14 protein-coding genes are annotated in these 15,034 nt (G+C 66.9%); 7 read left to right on the top strand and 7 right to left on the bottom strand.

The window, feature by feature from the left end; translation table 11 throughout:
* Positions 1-6 precede the first annotated feature (6 nt).
* Together AB3347_RS13755 and AB3347_RS13750 are read left to right on the top strand one after the other, a co-directional pair.
* Complete coding sequence (locus tag AB3347_RS13755) at positions 7-1,437, top strand: efflux transporter outer membrane subunit (protein WP_369092372.1); 1,431 nt, start codon at positions 7-9, stop codon at positions 1,435-1,437.
* A gap of 142 nt (positions 1,438-1,579) precedes the next feature.
* On the top strand, positions 1,580-2,581 hold the full coding sequence (locus AB3347_RS13750) for a M28 family peptidase (protein ID WP_369092371.1): 1,002 nt from the start codon (positions 1,580-1,582) through the stop codon (positions 2,579-2,581).
* Between the two features lie 48 nt (positions 2,582-2,629).
* Here AB3347_RS13750 and hemW read toward each other — a convergent pair whose 3' ends face one another.
* Both hemW and rdgB read right to left on the bottom strand, forming a co-directional pair.
* Positions 2,630-3,865 (bottom strand): radical SAM family heme chaperone HemW, encoded by a 1,236-nt coding sequence (gene hemW / locus AB3347_RS13745; RefSeq protein WP_369092370.1) that lies wholly within the window; start codon positions 3,863-3,865, stop codon positions 2,630-2,632.
* A gap of 10 nt (positions 3,866-3,875) precedes the next feature.
* Positions 3,876-4,460 carry an RdgB/HAM1 family non-canonical purine NTP pyrophosphatase gene (rdgB, locus tag AB3347_RS13740; RefSeq protein ID WP_369092369.1) on the bottom strand — a complete coding sequence of 195 codons (585 nt, stop codon included), beginning with the start codon at positions 4,458-4,460 and terminating at the stop codon, positions 3,876-3,878.
* A 170-nt stretch (positions 4,461-4,630) separates the two neighbouring features.
* On the opposite strand from rdgB, the gene AB3347_RS13735 reads away from it, so the two are divergent.
* The gene (locus AB3347_RS13735) at positions 4,631-5,374 is read left to right on the top strand and encodes a lysostaphin resistance A-like protein (protein ID WP_369092368.1); all 744 of its coding nucleotides are present in this window, start codon (positions 4,631-4,633) and stop codon (positions 5,372-5,374) included.
* A gap of 36 nt (positions 5,375-5,410) precedes the next feature.
* Here AB3347_RS13735 and rph read toward each other — a convergent pair whose 3' ends face one another.
* Genes rph through AB3347_RS13720 form a run of 3 tightly spaced genes read right to left on the bottom strand, consistent with a single transcriptional unit; the run spans position 5,411 to position 8,105 of the window.
* Positions 5,411-6,139, bottom strand: coding sequence for a ribonuclease PH (gene rph, locus AB3347_RS13730; protein ID WP_369092367.1), 729 nt, complete (start codon positions 6,137-6,139; stop codon positions 5,411-5,413).
* A gap of 11 nt (positions 6,140-6,150) precedes the next feature.
* Entirely contained in the window at positions 6,151-7,086 is a 936-nt protein-coding gene (locus AB3347_RS13725) for a PP2C family serine/threonine-protein phosphatase (protein ID WP_369092366.1), read from the bottom strand.
* Positions 7,087-7,094: 8 nt separating this feature from the next.
* The gene (locus AB3347_RS13720; RefSeq protein ID WP_369092365.1) at positions 7,095-8,105 is read right to left on the bottom strand and encodes a serine/threonine protein kinase; all 1,011 of its coding nucleotides are present in this window, start codon (positions 8,103-8,105) and stop codon (positions 7,095-7,097) included.
* Positions 8,106-8,200: 95 nt separating this feature from the next.
* Here AB3347_RS13720 and AB3347_RS13715 point away from each other — a divergent pair, with 95 nt between their 5' ends.
* The 4 genes from AB3347_RS13715 to AB3347_RS13700 all read left to right on the top strand — a co-directional run bounded on the left by AB3347_RS13715 (position 8,201) and on the right by AB3347_RS13700 (position 12,516).
* On the top strand, positions 8,201-9,088 hold the full coding sequence (locus AB3347_RS13715) for a YicC/YloC family endoribonuclease (RefSeq protein ID WP_369092364.1): 888 nt from the start codon (positions 8,201-8,203) through the stop codon (positions 9,086-9,088).
* Positions 9,089-9,276: 188 nt separating this feature from the next.
* On the top strand, positions 9,277-9,924 hold the full coding sequence (gene gmk / locus AB3347_RS13710; RefSeq protein ID WP_285381213.1) for a guanylate kinase: 648 nt from the start codon (positions 9,277-9,279) through the stop codon (positions 9,922-9,924).
* Between the two features lie 57 nt (positions 9,925-9,981).
* Entirely contained in the window at positions 9,982-10,185 is a 204-nt protein-coding gene (gene rpoZ / locus AB3347_RS13705) for a DNA-directed RNA polymerase subunit omega (RefSeq protein ID WP_056443456.1), read from the top strand.
* Positions 10,186-10,275: 90 nt separating this feature from the next.
* A complete protein-coding gene (locus tag AB3347_RS13700; protein ID WP_369092363.1) occupies positions 10,276-12,516 on the top strand; it encodes a bifunctional (p)ppGpp synthetase/guanosine-3',5'-bis(diphosphate) 3'-pyrophosphohydrolase in 2,241 nt (746 codons plus the stop codon).
* 60 nt (positions 12,517-12,576) lie between these two features.
* Here the strand turns inward: AB3347_RS13700 and AB3347_RS13695 are convergent, their stop codons facing one another.
* Positions 12,577-13,143, bottom strand: a complete 567-nt coding sequence (locus tag AB3347_RS13695; RefSeq protein ID WP_369092362.1) for a hypothetical protein — start codon at positions 13,141-13,143, stop codon at positions 12,577-12,579.
* 106 nt (positions 13,144-13,249) lie between these two features.
* Positions 13,250-14,866 (bottom strand): methyl-accepting chemotaxis protein, encoded by a 1,617-nt coding sequence (locus AB3347_RS13690; protein WP_369092361.1) that lies wholly within the window; start codon positions 14,864-14,866, stop codon positions 13,250-13,252.
* Positions 14,867-15,034 lie beyond the last annotated feature (168 nt).

Below are 15,034 nucleotides of genomic sequence, written 5' to 3'. Positions count from 1 at the left end.
GATAACATGAAAAAACTGACTCCGCTCGCATCCGGCATGACGATGGCGCTGCTGCTGTCGGGCTGCATGTCGCTGGCGCCGAAGTACGAGCGACCGCAAGCGCCGGTGGCCCCGGCCTTCCCCGAGCTGCCCAAGCCTGCCAGCGCCCCCGCCGCCCAGCTGGCGAACGAGGCGCCGGCCGGCATCGCGTGGCAGCGCTTCTTCCCGGATGCGCGCCTGCGCAGCCTGATCGAGCAGGCCCTGAGCAACAACCGCGACCTGCGCATCTCGATCGCCAACATCGAACAGGCGCGCGCGCAGTACCGCATCCAGCGCGCCGAGCGCCTGCCGACGGTCGGACTGGGCATCAGCGGTTCGCGCCAGACCACCGGCGAAGACCAGCCGATCAACAGCGTCTACCAGTCGGGCTTCTCGGTCTCGGCCTTCGAGCTCGACCTGTTCGGCCGGGTGCGCAACCTGTCCGAGGCCGCGCTGGCGCAGTACCTGGCGACCGAAGAAGCGCGCAAGTCGGCGCAGATCAGCCTGGTCTCGTCGGTGGCCAACGTCTACCTGCAGCTGCTGGCCGACGAAGAGCTGCTGGCGATCACCCAGCAAACCCTGGGCACGCGCCAGGAATCGCTGCGCCTGATCCAGCTGCGCTTCGACAACGGCGTGTCCTCGCGCTTCGAGCTGCAGCAGGCCCGTTCGCTGGTGGAAACCGCGCTGGCCACGCTCGCGGCGCAGCAGCGCCAGCGCGCCCAGGACCTGAACCTGCTGACCCTGCTGGTGGGCACGCCGGTGCCGGGCAGCGCGGCAGCCGGCGCCACCCTGGCCTCGACCGACCTGCCCGACCTGCCGGCCGGCCTGCCGTCCGACCTGCTGGCCAGCCGCCCTGACATCCGCGCGGCCGAGCAGCAGCTGATCGCGGCCAACGCCAACATCGGCGCGGCGCGCGCCAACTTCTTCCCGCGCATCACGCTGACGGGCAGCGTGGGCAGCGCCAGCACCGAGCTGTCGGGCCTGTTCAAGAGCGGCTCCTACGGCTGGAGCTTCGCGCCGCAGGCGATCCTGCCGATCTTCGACTACGGCCGCAACACCGCGGTGCTGGGCTCGGCCCGCGCCCAGCGCGACATCGCGGTGGCGCAGTACGAGCGCTCGATCCAGACCGCGTTCCGCGAAGTGGCGGACGCGCTGGCGGGACAGTCGACCTTCAGCGAGCAGCTGCGCGCCCAGCGCGCGGTGGCCGAGGCCGAGGCCGATCGCTTCAACCTGGCCGACCTGCGCTACCGCAACGGCGCGGCCAGCTACCTCGAGCTGCTCGACGCCCAGCGCGCGCTGTTCCAGGCGCAGCAGGCGGCGGTGCAGGCCAACCTGCAGCGCCTGCAGAACCAGGTGACGCTGTACAGCGTGCTGGGCGGCGGCTGGACCGAGCCCGCCACGCCGGTGGCGGCGCGCTGAGCTGTCGTCTGCTCCCCCACGAATCGGGCCCTGCGCGGCCCGATTTTTTTTGCTTGTTGAAACGCGGAATCGAAGCGCTGCCGTTTTGCGCAAATGGCTACACTGGCCGCATGAAGGCTTGGGGGCCCACTGCCCGACTGCCATGCGCAAACTCGCCCGCTCACACTGGAAACTCCTCATCGCGATCCTGCTGGCGGTCGCGCTGGCCACCTTGACCCTGGACACCGACTCCGCCGCCCGGGCGCCCCGCCCCGAGGCTGGCCCCGAGCTCTCGGTCCGCCTGCGCGCGCACGTCAGCGCGATCGCCAGCCGGGAGCACAACACCGCCACCCCGCACGCGCTGGAACAGGCCGCCCGCCACATCGAGACCACGCTGCAGGGCTATGGCTACCAGTTGCGCCGGCAGGAATACGAGGCCGACGGCCAGCAGGTACGCAACATCGAGGTGTCGGTCGCGAACACCGCGCCGGGCGCGAAGCCCGAGCGCATCTTCATCGTCGGCGCCCACTACGATTCGGCGCGCGGGGGGCCGGGCGCCAATGACAATGGCAGCGGCACCGCCGCCGTGCTGGAACTGGCGCGCCTGCTCAAGACCATGCAGCCGAGCCGCGGCACCGAAGTGAAGTTCGTCTTTTTCGTGAACGAGGAGCCGCCTTTCTTCATGGGCGAGCAGATGGGCAGCATGCAGCACGCGCGCGCGCTCGAGAAAAACGGCCACCGCGTGGCGGGCGCCCTGATCCTGGAGACCGTCGGCTGGTATGCGCAGACGCAAAACAGCCAGCGGCTGCCGCCGGGGCCGGAGAAGCAGTACCCGAGCACCGGCAACTTCATCGCCTTCGTCGGCACGCTCGAATCGTCGGCGCTGGTGCGCCAGGCCCTGGCAGCCTTTCGTGCGGAGTCAAGCTTTCCGGCCGAGGGCCTGGCGGCGCCGGCCCACGTGATGGGCGTCACGCTGTCGGACCACAGCGCCTACAACCGGCAGGGCTACCCTGCCCTGATGATCACCGACACCGCCTTCCTGCGCTATCCCTACTACCACACGGGCGAAGATACGCCGGACAAGCTCGATTACGCGAGCATGGCGCGCGTGGTCAAGGGACTGGCGCGCACCATCGAGGCGCTGGCGGGCCCGGCGCGGACGTAGGCGTCATAGCTGGCAGCGATCGCCGCGTGGGCGGGAGACCCGCCCACCCTACGAACCCAAAAACATCTCTTGCAGGTCGTTCAGGAAGCGCTGGCCGAGTTCGGTCGGCTTGATCAGCTTGTGGTCGCGGTACAGCAGGCCCTTGCTCTCGGCCTCGTTCAGGGCCTTGGTAATCGAACCGATGTTCATGCCGGTGCGCTCGCCGAACAGGTTCGGATCGAAGCCGTCGGTCAGGCGCAGCGCGTTGAGCATGAACTCGAAACCCATGTCGGCGCGTGCGATCTCGTGCTCTTCCTGTACCGGGTTGCCGCGCTTGGCCGCCTCGATGAAGGAAGCCGGCTGCTTGTAGCGCGCCTGGCGCAGCACGCGGTGCGGGAAGGAAATCTTCGAATGGGCGCCGGCGCCGATGCCGAGGTAGTCGCCGAACTGCCAGTAATTCAGGTTGTGCCTGGCCTGGCGGCCTGCGCGGGCGTAGGCCGAGACCTCGTAGTGCCCGTAGCCGGCCGCGGCGGTCGCTTCCAGGATCATGTCCTGCATGTCGGCGCTCAGATCGTCGTCCGGCAGGATCGGCGGGTACTTCGCGAACACCGTGTTCGGTTCCATGGTCAGGTGGTACATCGACAGGTGCGGCGGGGCGAAGGACAGCGCCGTGTCCAGGTCGCGGCGCGCCTCGTCGAGCGTCTGCCCCGGCAGCGCGAACATCAGGTCGAGGTTGAAGTTATCGAACGTCGAGCGCGCGATCTCGACCGCGCGCAGGGCTTCGGCTTCGTCGTGGATGCGGCCCAGCGCCTTCAGGTGGGCGCCGTTGAAGCTCTGGATGCCGATCGACAGGCGGTTGACGCCGCTGTCGCGGTAGGACCGGAAGCGCTCGGATTCGAAGGTACCCGGGTTGGCCTCCATCGTGATCTCGGCGTCCAGCGCCAGGGGCAGCAGGGTGCGCACGTCGGACAGCAGGCGATCCAGGCCGGCGGCCGACATCAGGCTCGGTGTGCCCCCGCCGATGAAGATGGTGTGGATCTTGCGGCCCCAGATCATGGGCAGCGACTGCTCCAGGTCGAGGCGCACGGCGTCCAGGTACGCCTTCTCCGGCAGTTCGCCCTTGGCCTCGTGCGAGTTGAAGTCGCAGTAGGGGCACTTGCGCACGCACCAGGGGAAGTGGATGTAGAGCGACAGCGGCGGCAGGCTCGTGAGGTTGAGGGCGCCGGGCTGCAGGTATTGCAGGGCCGTCGTCGCGGGAGAACGCGGTTCGCCGGGGACGGGCCCTGCGACTTTAATCGGGATCATTTCAGCGAGCTTATTTCAGTTTCTCTACCAGTGCGCGCAGCGCCTGGCCGCGGTGCGAGTGGGCATTCTTGACCGCCGGATCGAGTTCGGCGGTGGTCTTGCCCAGCGCGGGAATCAGGAAGTGCGGGTCATAGCCGAAGCCGTTGGCGCCGCGCGGCGTCGCGATGATCTCGCCATGCCACTGGCCGTCGGCGATGACCGGCTGCGGATCGTCGGGATGGCGGACATAGACCAGCACGCAGTAGTAATAGGCCGACTTGTCGGCGTGCGCGGCGAGATCGGCGACCAGCTTCTGGTTGTTGCGGGCGTCGGATTTCGGTTCGCCGGCATAGCGCGCCGAATACACGCCGGGGACGCCGCCGAGCGCATTGACGCACACGCCGGAATCGTCGGCCAGCGCCGGCAACCCGGTCAGGCGCGACGCATGGCGGGCCTTGGCCAGGGCGTTTTCCACGAAGGTGCCGAAAGGTTCTTCCGCCTCCGGGACGTTGAATTCGCCCTGCGGGTGCAGTTCGAAGCCGATGGGCGCGAGCAGTTGCGCGAATTCCTTCAGTTTGCCGGCGTTGTTGGAGGCGAGGATCAGGCGTTGGGTCATGGTGGGTAGGCTGGCTGGATCGGACCCCTTATTTTACCGTTTCCGCCGGCGCGTCGCTGCCGCGGCTGCCGCCCATTCCGCGATTTGCGCAGCCTGTCGCACCGGGCTGGGTGCCAGGGCGCGCTATCAGTACAGTCATGACATCCCCAACCCATGACATACAAGACAACATGAAACTCCGCCACTTTGCCAACACACACCCGGTCCTGGCCGCCGTCGCATGCGCCGCCCTGCAGTTCGGCCTGACCATCCTGATCCTCAAGGCCGGCAAGCTGCTGGCCCCGCCGGAAGCCTTCGGCAAGGTCAAGCTGCTGGCGTTCGCGTCCACCGTGCTGCTGCCGCTGCTGCTCACCCAGGCCTTCGGCATGTGGCGCGAGATCGGCTTCGGCAAGGCCAGGCCGGACGGCTTTTTCATCGCCTGCCTGCTGCCGGTGCTGATGTTCGCCGCGCTGGGCCTGCACCTGCCCGAACAGGGCGTCGCGGGCGACCTGCTGATCCAGTCCTTCAATGCCTTCGGCGAGGAGCTGCTGTTTCGCGGCGTGATCTTCGTGATCCTGATGCGCCTGCCGCTATGGCAAGCCATCGTGCTCAACGGCGTGCTGTTCGGCTCGATGCACCTGATCCACGGCTACATGGACGGGAACTGGAACCATGCGCTGGTGTGGGCCCTGATGAGCACCTGCGCCGGCATGATGTTCGCCGCCGCCCGGGCAAGCACGGGCAGCCTGTGGCTGGTGGTGTTCCTGCACATGATCCTGAACCTGGCCAGCATGTACTCCAACATCGGGAACGTGGCAGGCGAAGACGTGCTCAAGCTGGTGCAGTACGCGACCAAGGTGGTCGAGGTGTTGCTGGGCGTGTATGTGATGGCGACGGCGCTGCGCAGCAAGCCGGTCGCGGCGCTGCCTGCATGACATGCAGGTGGGCGGCCCAGCCGCCCATCTGCATGCTCAGATGCCCAGCGCCTGTTTCTGCAGCTTGATCAACTCGGTAATGCCCAGCTGGCCGAGGTCAAGCAGCCGATTCATGCCCGCGCGATCGAAGGCCGCGCCCTCGGCCGTGCCCTGCACTTCGATGAAATGCCCCTGCTCGGTCATCACGATATTCATGTCGGTGTCGCAGTCCGAGTCCTCGACATAGTCCAGGTCCAGCACCGGGATGCCGTGGTAGACCCCCACCGAGATCGCGGCCACGAAGTGCTTCACCGGGACGGCCGGCAGCAGTCCCTGGCCGACCAGTGCGCCGAAGGCGTCGTAGGCCGCCACCATGGCGCCGGTGATGGCGGCGGTGCGGGTGCCGCCGTCGGCCTGGATCACGTCGCAATCGAGGTGCAGGGTGCGCTCGCCGAAGGCTTCCAGGTCGAAGGCGGCGCGCAGCGAGCGGCCGATCAGGCGCTGGATTTCCTGGGTGCGCCCGGTCTGCTTGCCGCGCGCGGCTTCGCGGTCCATGCGCGTGTGCGTGGAGCGGGGCAGCATGCCGTATTCGGCCGTCAGCCAGCCCTGCCCTTTGCCCTTCAGGAAGCCCGGCACCTTCTCTTCGATGCTGGCGGTGCAGATCACCTTGGTGTCGCCGCACTCGATCAGCACCGAGCCTTCCGCGTGCTTGGTGTACTGGCGGGTGATGCGGATGCTGCGCAGCTGGTCGACCGCGCGCCCGCTCGGGCGTTGTGCAAACGTCATGGGAAGCCTTTTTATTTAAGTAATTGGGAAGATTTCTCGATCGCCTCGCGGATCTCGGCGATCGCCCGTTCGATCTCGTCCTCGTCGAAGGCGTCCGCGGCGGCGGCCCCGGCGGGCAGCGGCTGGCCTGCGATGATGGTCGAACTGACTTCGTCCTCGGGCAGCATCTGGGTCGAGATCACGCCGGGCGAGCCGGCGCCTTTGGCATCCGCGCCCTGCCAGGTGATCGCCAGCGCGGTCGTGTTGTCGGCGCGCGCGCCGCCGATCGCGGCCGCCATCGCCACCATGTCGGGCACCGCCTGCACGATGGTGGAGGTCGACAGCCGGTGCACGATCTCGGTCTCGGGCAGCATCGACCACAGGCCGTCGGAACACAGCAGCAGCGTGTCGCCCGGCTCCAGGCTGGCCTGGCGCGAGAGCTCGATCTTCGGGGCCTGGCCGGCGCCGAGGCAGTTCCACAGCTTGTTGCGGTCCGGGTGGGTATTGCGGTCCGCCTCGGTGGCGCGGCCGCGTTCGATCAGGTGTTCGAGGTGCGAGTGGTCGCGGGTGCGCGCCAGCACCTGGCTGCGGCGCACCCAGTACAGGCGCGAATCGCCGCAATGCGCCCACACGGCGCAGTTGTGCTGCACCAGGCAGGCCACCACGGTGGTGCGCGGGGTCTCGGGCAGCTTGTGCTTTTCCGCATACGCCAGGATGTCCCAGTGGGCCTGGATCAGCGCCTCTTCCAGGAAGCGCTCGGGCTTCTTCACATAGGGCTTGGCCTGCATGCGGAACATCATCGACATCGTCTGCAGCGCGATGGTCGCGGCGATCTCGCCGGCCAGGTGGCCGCCCATGCCGTCGGCCAGCACCAGCAGCAGCGCATCGCGCGTGAAGCTGTAGCCCATGCGGTCCTGGTTGACCTTGCGCCCACCGATGTGGGTCTGCTGGTAGACGGAAAACTGCATGCTCTCTCCTAAGAACCCACTTTACGCCCGATGGCGCCGACGCGTTCGACCAGCCCGCGCCAGCCGCCGGCGCGCGCGGGTTTGCCCTCGCCCTCGCCCTCGTTCCCGGCCGCCGGCGCCGGTTCCGGCGCGATCGTCGGCGCCGCCTGCAGCACCTTCTGCATCGCGAACACGCTCTGCGGCCGGGCCAGCGCATCCAGCGCCATGCACGAGCGCACCATCTCGATCAGTTCCGGCGAATAGCTGCCGCCGAGCCTGGCGAACTGGGCCTCGGTCTTGTCGTCTTCCTTGCGCAGCTCGAGCGGCGGCGGCATGCTGCGCGTCATGCAGGCATACATGGCGGCGCCGATGCTGTAGATGTCGGTCCAGGGTCCCAGCGTGGCGGCCCTGCTGTACAGCTCGGGGGCGGCGAAGCCGGGGGTGTACATCGGCGCCAGCATCGGCGCGTCGAGGTTGATGGTCTGGCGCGCCGCGCCGAAGTCGAGCAGCAGCGGCGAGCCGTCGCTGCGCAGGTAGATGTTGGCCGGTTTCAGGTCCAGGTGCAGCAGTTTGTTCGCATGGACTTCGCGCACGCCGGCGCAGACGCCGTTGAACAGCTGGCGGATCGAGGCTTCGCCCATGCGGCTGCCGCGGGCGTGCAGGCGCGCGATATGGTCCTGCAGCGTGTGGCCGGATTCGTAGGCCATCACCATGTAGACGGTCTCGTGGGCGCGGAAGAAGTTCACCACCCGCACCACGTTCGGATGGACGATGCGAGCCAGCGCCCGCCCCTCTTCGAAGAAGCACTTCAGGCCGATGCGGAACACCGGTAGATTGGGCTTGGAAACCCTGGGTGCCAGCTCGCCCGGCGCCCGCAGGGCAAGCTGGCTGGGCAGGTATTCCTTGATGGCCACCGCATTGCCTTCGCCGTCATATGCCAGATAAACAATACTGAACCCACCGGACGCAATTTTCTTTACAATGCGATATCCGGCAATTTCCAGGCCATCCGGCAGGGGGGCATTATTCTGTGTGGCCATTCAGGATGGTTTCCTTGCTTAACAGGGCGATTGTGTGGGATAAATGTTGCCTTTGTAAAGAATAAAAACCGGGGATACATTTGAGCATTTCTAGCATGACGGGTTATGCGGTGGCTACCAGCGAAGGCGCTGCCGGCACCCTCACGATCGAGATCAAGAGCGTCAATTCACGCTTCCTGGATCTCCAATTCCGGATCAACGACGACCTGCGCGCCCTCGAGCCCGACCTGCGCGCCGCCCTCATGGCCGCGATCACGCGCGGCAAAGTCGAGGTACGGCTGTCCTTCGGCCGCAAGGCCGCCGGCGGTTCGCAAGCGCTCAACCAGGAACTGCTGTCCGACCTTGCGCGCCTGCAGGCCGAAATCACCAAACATTTCGTCTCGGCGCCGCAGATGACGGTGGCCGAACTGCTGCGCTGGCCCGGCGTCATCGAGGAATCGACCGTGGGCCAGGAGTCGCTGCAGGCCGACGTCGCCGCCCTCACCGCCACCACCGTCGCCGCCTTCGTCGACAGCCGCAAGCGCGAAGGCGCGGCGCTGGAAGCGATGCTGCTGTCGCGCATCGATGCGATGGAAGCGATCGTCAAGCGCATCACCCCGCTCATTCCGCAGGTGATCTCCCAGTTCCAGCAAAAGGCGGTCGAGCGCATGCAGGACGCGCTGGGCCTGGCCGGCCACGGCAACCCCTCGGTGCTGAGCCGCCAGGAAGTGCTGGAGCGCATCCGCCAGGAAGTGACGCTGTACGGCATCCGAATCGACGTTTCCGAGGAATTGTCGCGCCTGTCGGCGCACCTGAACGAGACCCGCCACATCCTGAAAAAAGGCGGCCAGGTCGGCAAGCGCCTGGACTTCATGATGCAGGAACTGAACCGCGAGGCCAACACGCTCGGCGCCAAGGCCTCGGTCAAGGAACTGGCCGATGCGTCGATGGAGCTGAAGCTGCTCATCGAGCAGATGCGCGAGCAGGTGCAGAACCTCGAATAAGTACGATTGATTTGTTGTCGTTACGCAACAGTATGCGGGCGACATGCGAACGCGTGGGCGGGAGAGCCGTCCACCCTACAAGAGCGATTTTGTAGGGTGGGCAGGTTTCCTGCCCACGCGTTCACATTTATGATGAACACCAGGCGGCTTTGGACGCCGTAATGGACAAACGCAACATGGAAAACACAATGATCACTCCCGCCCTCTCCGGCAGCCTGTTCGTCGTCGCCGCACCAAGCGGCGCCGGTAAATCGACCCTGGTCAATGCCCTGCTGAAGCTGGAACCGGGCATCAAGCTGTCGATCTCGACCACCACCCGCCCGCCGCGTCCGGGCGAGCAGGATGGCCGCGAGTACCACTTCACGACGGCGGAAGACTTCGTTTCGCGCGCCGACCGCGGCGAGTTCCTGGAATGGGCGGAAGTCCACGGCAATTACTACGGCACCAGCCGCCTGACCGTGGAACAGGAGATGAAGCTGGGCACCGACATCCTGCTGGAAATCGACTGGCAGGGCGCGCGCCAGGTCAGGAAGCAGTTCCCCGACGCCGCCGGCATCTTCATCCTGCCGCCGTCGATCGAAGCCCTGGAGGAGCGCCTGCACAAGCGCGGCACCGACGAGCCCCACATCATCACCCGCCGCCTGCTGGCTGCCGGGGGGGAGATGGCTCACGCTCCGGAGTTCGAATATGCTATCATCAACGAAGAGTTCAACGTCGCCCTCGCGGAACTGCAGGCGATCGTCAAAGCGACACGTTGCCGTTTCGCCCAGCAGGCGGCCCGCAACGCCGACTTGTTTGCCCAGCTGGGAATCCACGCGCAACAACCAAATTTGTAATCTAGCAGCGTGCGGCGCCGCAAGGCCGTCGCGCATTGTCCAATTCAGGAGTGACCCATGGCCCGTATCACCATCGAAGATTGCCTCAAGAACATCCCGAACCGCTTCCAGCTGACCCTGGCCGCCACCTACCGCGCACGCCAGCTGCTGCAGGGCCACACCCCGAAGGTCGAAGCCAAGGACAAGCCGACCGTCGTCGCGCTGCGCGAAATCGCGGCCGGTAAGGTTGGCCTGGAAATGCTGAAAAAGGTCCCGATGTAATACACCAGGGACGGGACGCAAGCCCCGTCTTTCTGGGTGCGCAGGCGAATCTGTTATGCTGTTCTTCATACTGGCTGATCGATATAACGTATGAAATTGTCTTCCCCGGATTCGACCCATCCAGTCCCCCCTGCCCGGAACAAGCGTCCGGGCAAACCGCAGGACGCCGAGGCGCCGGCGCCCGCCCCGGGCGTTGCCTCGGTCACGCAGCTGGTCAACAAGCTGTCCGACTACCTCACCCCCGCCGAGCTCAAGAAGGTCAAGGAAGCCTACCGCTTCTCCGACGAGATGCACCTGGGCCAGGTCCGCAAGTCCGGTGAGCCCTACATTTCCCATCCGATCGCGGTCGCCGAAATCTGCGCCGAGTGGAAGCTCGACGCCCAGGCCATCATGGCCGCGCTGCTGCACGACGTGATCGAAGACCAGGACGTCAAGAAGGACGAGCTGATCGAGCGCTTCGGCGCCCAGGTCGCCAACCTTGTCGACGGCCTGTCCAAGCTCGAGAAGATCGAGTTCCAGAGCCAGGTCGAGGCCCAGGCCGAGAATTTCCGCAAGATGCTGCTGGCCATGGCCTCGGATGTGCGCGTCATCCTGATCAAGCTCGCCGACCGCCTGCACAACATGCGCACCATGGGCGTGATGATCCCGGCCAAGCGCCGCCGCATCTCGCGCGAGACCATGGAAGTCTACGTGCCGATCGCGCATCGCCTCGGCCTGAACAACATCTACCGCGAGCTGCAGGACCTGTCCTTCTCGCACCTGTATCCGCTGCGCTACTACACGCTGGCCAAGGCCATCAAGGCGGCGCGCGGCAACCGCCGCGAAGTGGTCAAGAAGATCCTCGAGGCGGTCAAGAACCAGCTCGCCGGCGCCGGCATCGAGGCCGAGGTCTACGGCCGCGAGAAGACCCTGTACGGCATCTACAAGAAGATGCGCAACAAGCACCTGTCGTTCTCGCAGGTGCTCGACGTGTACGGCTTCCGCGTGGTGGTCGACACCGTCCCCAACTGCTACGTGGCGCTCGGCACCCTGCACGCCCTGTACAAGCCGATGCCCGGCAAGTTCAAGGACTACATCGCGATCCGCAAGATCAACGGCTACCAGTCGCTGCACACCACCCTGATCGGCCCCTACGGCACCCCGGTCGAGTTCCAGATCCGCACCCAGGACATGCACCGCACCGCCGAAAGCGGCGTGGCGGCGCACTGGCTGTACAAGACCGGCGACTCGAACATGTCGGACCTGCAGCAGCGCACCCACGCCTGGCTGCAGTCGCTGCTCGACATCCAGCAGCAGACCGGCGACTCGGCCGAGTTCCTCGAGCACGTGAAGGTCGACCTGTTCCCGGATTCGGTCTACGTGTTCACGCCGAAGTCGAAGATCATCGCCCTGCCGCGCGGCGCCACGGCGCTCGACTTCGCCTACTCGATCCACACCGGCATCGGCGACCACACGGTGTCGGTCAAGATCAACAACGAAGCCGCCCCGCTGCGCACCGAGCTGCACAACGGCGACATCGTCGAGATCGCCACCGACCCCGAATCGCGCCCGAGCCCGACCTGGCTGAGCTACGTCCGCACCGGCAAGGCGCGCTCGGCGATCCGCCACTACCTGCGCACCGTCAACGTCAACGAGTCCGTGGAGCTGGGCCAGGAACTGCTGGCCGGCGCCCTCGCCGCCCGCAACATCGGCGCGGAGCTGCCCCCCGCCACCATCGAGAAGCTGCTGGCCGAATCCTCGGCCAAGTCGATGGAAGAGCTGTATGCCGACATCGGCATCGGCAAGCGCATGCCGCAGCTGGTGGCGCGCCACATCTTCGGCCTGATGGACGCCGACCCCGAGCACAAGCCCTCGACCCAGCCGATCCCGGCCAGCGACATCGACCCGGTCACGATCTACGGCAGCGAAGGCGTGTCGGTACAGCTGGCGCCCTGCTGCCTGCCGATCCCGGGCGACCAGGTCGTCGGCCAGTTGCGCCGCGACCAGGGCCTGGTGGTACACACCAAGGACTGCCTGCCGGCGGCGCGCATCCGCGCCAAGGAACCGGACCGCTGGATCGCCGTGCAATGGGGCGAAGAACTCAACCGCCGCTTCGACTGCCGCATCCGCCTGCTCATCAACAACGAGAAGGGCATCCTGGCGCGGGTGGCGGCCGAGATCGGCGAATCCGACGCCAACATCACCTATGTCGGCATGGACGAGGACGACGAACACCTGATGACCCAGCTGCGCTTCACCATCCAGGTGAAGGACCGGGTGCACCTGGCGCAGCTGATCCGCAACCTGCGCAGGGTGGCGGGCGTCAACCGCGTCGAGCGCGAGCGCTCGTAGCGATCTTCCCGCCAACGCCGGCAACTGCGCCGGCGTCGCTTTTTCACGCTGTCGCCGGTCTCAGTGCCGGCGGCCAGCGGCAGGCTCGGCGGGCACCAGTTCGGTGAACCGGAGCGTCTCGCCGGACAGCAGCGCCGCCTCGTCGTGGCGGTAGCCGAACAGCGCGGTCGCCAGCATCAGCGGCACTTCGAACAGGCAGTCGACGTCGGCCTCGGCGCCGCCCTGCTCGTCCTGGGTCGCCTTCATTTCGCGATGGATGGTGTCCAGCAGCGCAGGCGGCGTGCCGTCGACCGCGAGATGGTAGAGCCCCTGTTCCGCCAGGTGGACCACGTCCCAGGCCTTGACCCCGTCCTTGTACAGGAAGGCCGCGCTGGCCATCACGTGTTCTTCCACCTGGCAGCCGAGCGCCTCGCATCCGGCGGACAGCAGGGCCATGCTCGGCGCCTGCGTGGCCGGGTGCGCCATATCGTTGAAGAACACCAGGTAGCCGCCTCCCGGCAGTGCGGCGCCGGAGACCGGACTTTCATTGGCGTCGTCGGGCTGGCCGGTGTCGGCCAGCGCCAAGCGGGCCAGGATCTCGTCCTTGGTCTTGCCCCGGACTGCGATCCAGGCGATCGAATACCCCATGCATGCTCCTTTCGTGCCGGCTGAATTGCCGGGCTGGCGCCAGTGTGGGGCAATCGCCCGGCCTTGGCAAACGCCGGCGCGCAATCGTCGCGCGGCGCGACCGCGCTCAGGCGCCGTGGGCGGCCAGCGCCAGCTGCCCGCGCCCCGCCGGCCGCGCCGGTGCTGCCGGCGCGGCGCGCCCTTCGCGCGCCAGCCTGAAGGTGCCCACCACCTCGGACAGCCCGGCCGCCTGCTCCTGCATCGCAAGCGCCGCCGCCGCGGCTTCCTCGACCAGCGCGGCGTTCTGCTGGGTCACGCGGTCCATCTCGACGATGGCCTGGTTCACCTGCTCGATGCCGGCGCGCTGCTCTTCGCTGGCGTGGGCGATCTCGCTCATGATGGCGGTCACCTGGCCGATGCTGCGGACGATCTCGTCCATGGTCACGCCGGCGCGGTCGACCTGGCTGCTGCCTTCCGCCACCTTCGACACCGAGTCGTCGATCAACGCCTTGATTTCCTTGGCGGCGCTGGCCGAGCGGTGGGCCAGGTTGCGCACCTCGGTGGCCACCACCGCGAAGCCGCGGCCCTGCTCGCCGGCGCGGGCGGCTTCGACCGCCGCGTTCAGCGCGAGGATGTTGGTCTGGAAGGCGATGCCGTCGATGACGCCGATGATGTCGGCGATCTTGCCCGACGCCTGGTTGATCGCGCCCATGGTCGCCACCACCTCGGCCACCATCACCCCACCCTGGCCGGCGATCATCGCGGCCTCGCCGGCCAGGCGGTTGGCCTGGCGGGCATGGTCGGCGTTCTGCTTCACGGTCGAGGTCAGCTCTTCCATCGAGGCCGCGGTTTCCTCGAGCGCGCTGGCCTGCTGCTCGGTACGTGCGGACAGGTCCTGGTTGCCGGCCGCGATCTCGCTGGAGGCCAGCGCGATGGTGCCGGTGCCGGCGCGCACGCGCCCGACAATCCCGGCCAGGCTGTCGTTCATGGCGCCGAGTGCGCGCATCAGCTGGCCGGTTTCGTCGCGGCCGTGGGCGGCGATACGCTGGCCCAGGTCGCCGGCGGCGACCTGCTCCGCCACCGCCACGGCGGCGCGCAGCGGCACGGTGATCGAACGGGTGATCAGCCAGGCGCAGGCGATGCCCAGCACGATGGCGGCCAGGCCCAGCGCCACCAGCAGCACGCGCGCGCCGGCATAGGAATCGAGGATCGAAGCGGCGACGGCGTCGGCGGCGTTCACCTGCATCTGCGCGAGCTGGTCCACGGCCCGCTGGAACGAGGCGGTGTGCGGCAGCATCTGCTCGCGGTACACCGTGGCCGCCAGATCGTGGTCGCCGGCCAGCTTGGCCTTGAACAGCGCATCGCGCGCGGCCAGGTAGCCGATGCGCTCCTGCTTGACGACCTTGAACTGTTCCCTGACCGCTTCGTTGCGCAGCGAGCTTTCGATCGCGTTCTGCAGTTCCGTCGAGCGCGCCGACACGGCCTTCATGCGCCCGGCCATGTCGACCGCCACCGCCGGATCGGGGGCGACGAACACGGTCTCGATCCGGGCGTTGTTCAGTTCGATGAGCTTGCCCCACTCCGCCAGGTTGCGCTGGTTCTTGATGCTGGTATTCACCAGGCGATGGGTCAGGTCGCCCGCCGACTGCATGCGCACTAGGGCGGTGAGTGTTACGGCGAGCAACAGGGACAGGACGACGGCAAACCCGATGCCGAGCCGGGCGCCGATCTTGAGGTTTTTCACTGCTGGATTCCTTCTGGTGTGGTGGCGTGCCGCGACGACACGAAGAGCTGGCGGGCGGTAGCCACACAGAATAGCATTGCCGCTTAGCAACTATGCTGCAATGCGGCACTTACACAACTGAGGGATATTACGTATTCCGGCGGGCAACCGGGAGGTGAGCTTTCTTGA

The sequence above is a fragment of the Massilia sp. X63 genome, from assembly GCF_041023745.1.
In the GTDB taxonomy this organism is placed as follows: domain Bacteria; phylum Pseudomonadota; class Gammaproteobacteria; order Burkholderiales; family Burkholderiaceae_D; genus Telluria.
This window is presented reverse-complemented; position numbering and strand designations above follow the sequence as displayed.

What these genes read in the sequence shown, in the direction of transcription:
- AB3347_RS13755 (WP_369092372.1), top strand. Translation starts at nt 7, where the DNA reads ATGAAAAAACTGACTCCGCTCGCATCCGGCATGACGATGGCGCTGCTG.
- AB3347_RS13750 (WP_369092371.1), top strand. Translation starts at nt 1,580, where the DNA reads ATGCGCAAACTCGCCCGCTCACACTGGAAACTCCTCATCGCGATCCTG.
- hemW (WP_369092370.1), bottom strand. Translation starts at nt 3,865, where the DNA reads ATGATCCCGATTAAAGTCGCAGGGCCCGTCCCCGGCGAACCGCGTTCT.
- rdgB (WP_369092369.1), bottom strand. Translation starts at nt 4,460, where the DNA reads ATGACCCAACGCCTGATCCTCGCCTCCAACAACGCCGGCAAACTGAAG.
- AB3347_RS13735 (WP_369092368.1), top strand. Translation starts at nt 4,631, where the DNA reads ATGAAACTCCGCCACTTTGCCAACACACACCCGGTCCTGGCCGCCGTC.
- rph (WP_369092367.1), bottom strand. Translation starts at nt 6,139, where the DNA reads ATGACGTTTGCACAACGCCCGAGCGGGCGCGCGGTCGACCAGCTGCGC.
- AB3347_RS13725 (WP_369092366.1), bottom strand. Translation starts at nt 7,086, where the DNA reads ATGCAGTTTTCCGTCTACCAGCAGACCCACATCGGTGGGCGCAAGGTC.
- AB3347_RS13720 (WP_369092365.1), bottom strand. Translation starts at nt 8,105, where the DNA reads ATGGCCACACAGAATAATGCCCCCCTGCCGGATGGCCTGGAAATTGCC.
- AB3347_RS13715 (WP_369092364.1), top strand. Translation starts at nt 8,201, where the DNA reads ATGACGGGTTATGCGGTGGCTACCAGCGAAGGCGCTGCCGGCACCCTC.
- gmk (WP_285381213.1), top strand. Translation starts at nt 9,277, where the DNA reads ATGATCACTCCCGCCCTCTCCGGCAGCCTGTTCGTCGTCGCCGCACCA.
- rpoZ (WP_056443456.1), top strand. Translation starts at nt 9,982, where the DNA reads ATGGCCCGTATCACCATCGAAGATTGCCTCAAGAACATCCCGAACCGC.
- AB3347_RS13700 (WP_369092363.1), top strand. Translation starts at nt 10,276, where the DNA reads ATGAAATTGTCTTCCCCGGATTCGACCCATCCAGTCCCCCCTGCCCGG.
- AB3347_RS13695 (WP_369092362.1), bottom strand. Translation starts at nt 13,143, where the DNA reads ATGGGGTATTCGATCGCCTGGATCGCAGTCCGGGGCAAGACCAAGGAC.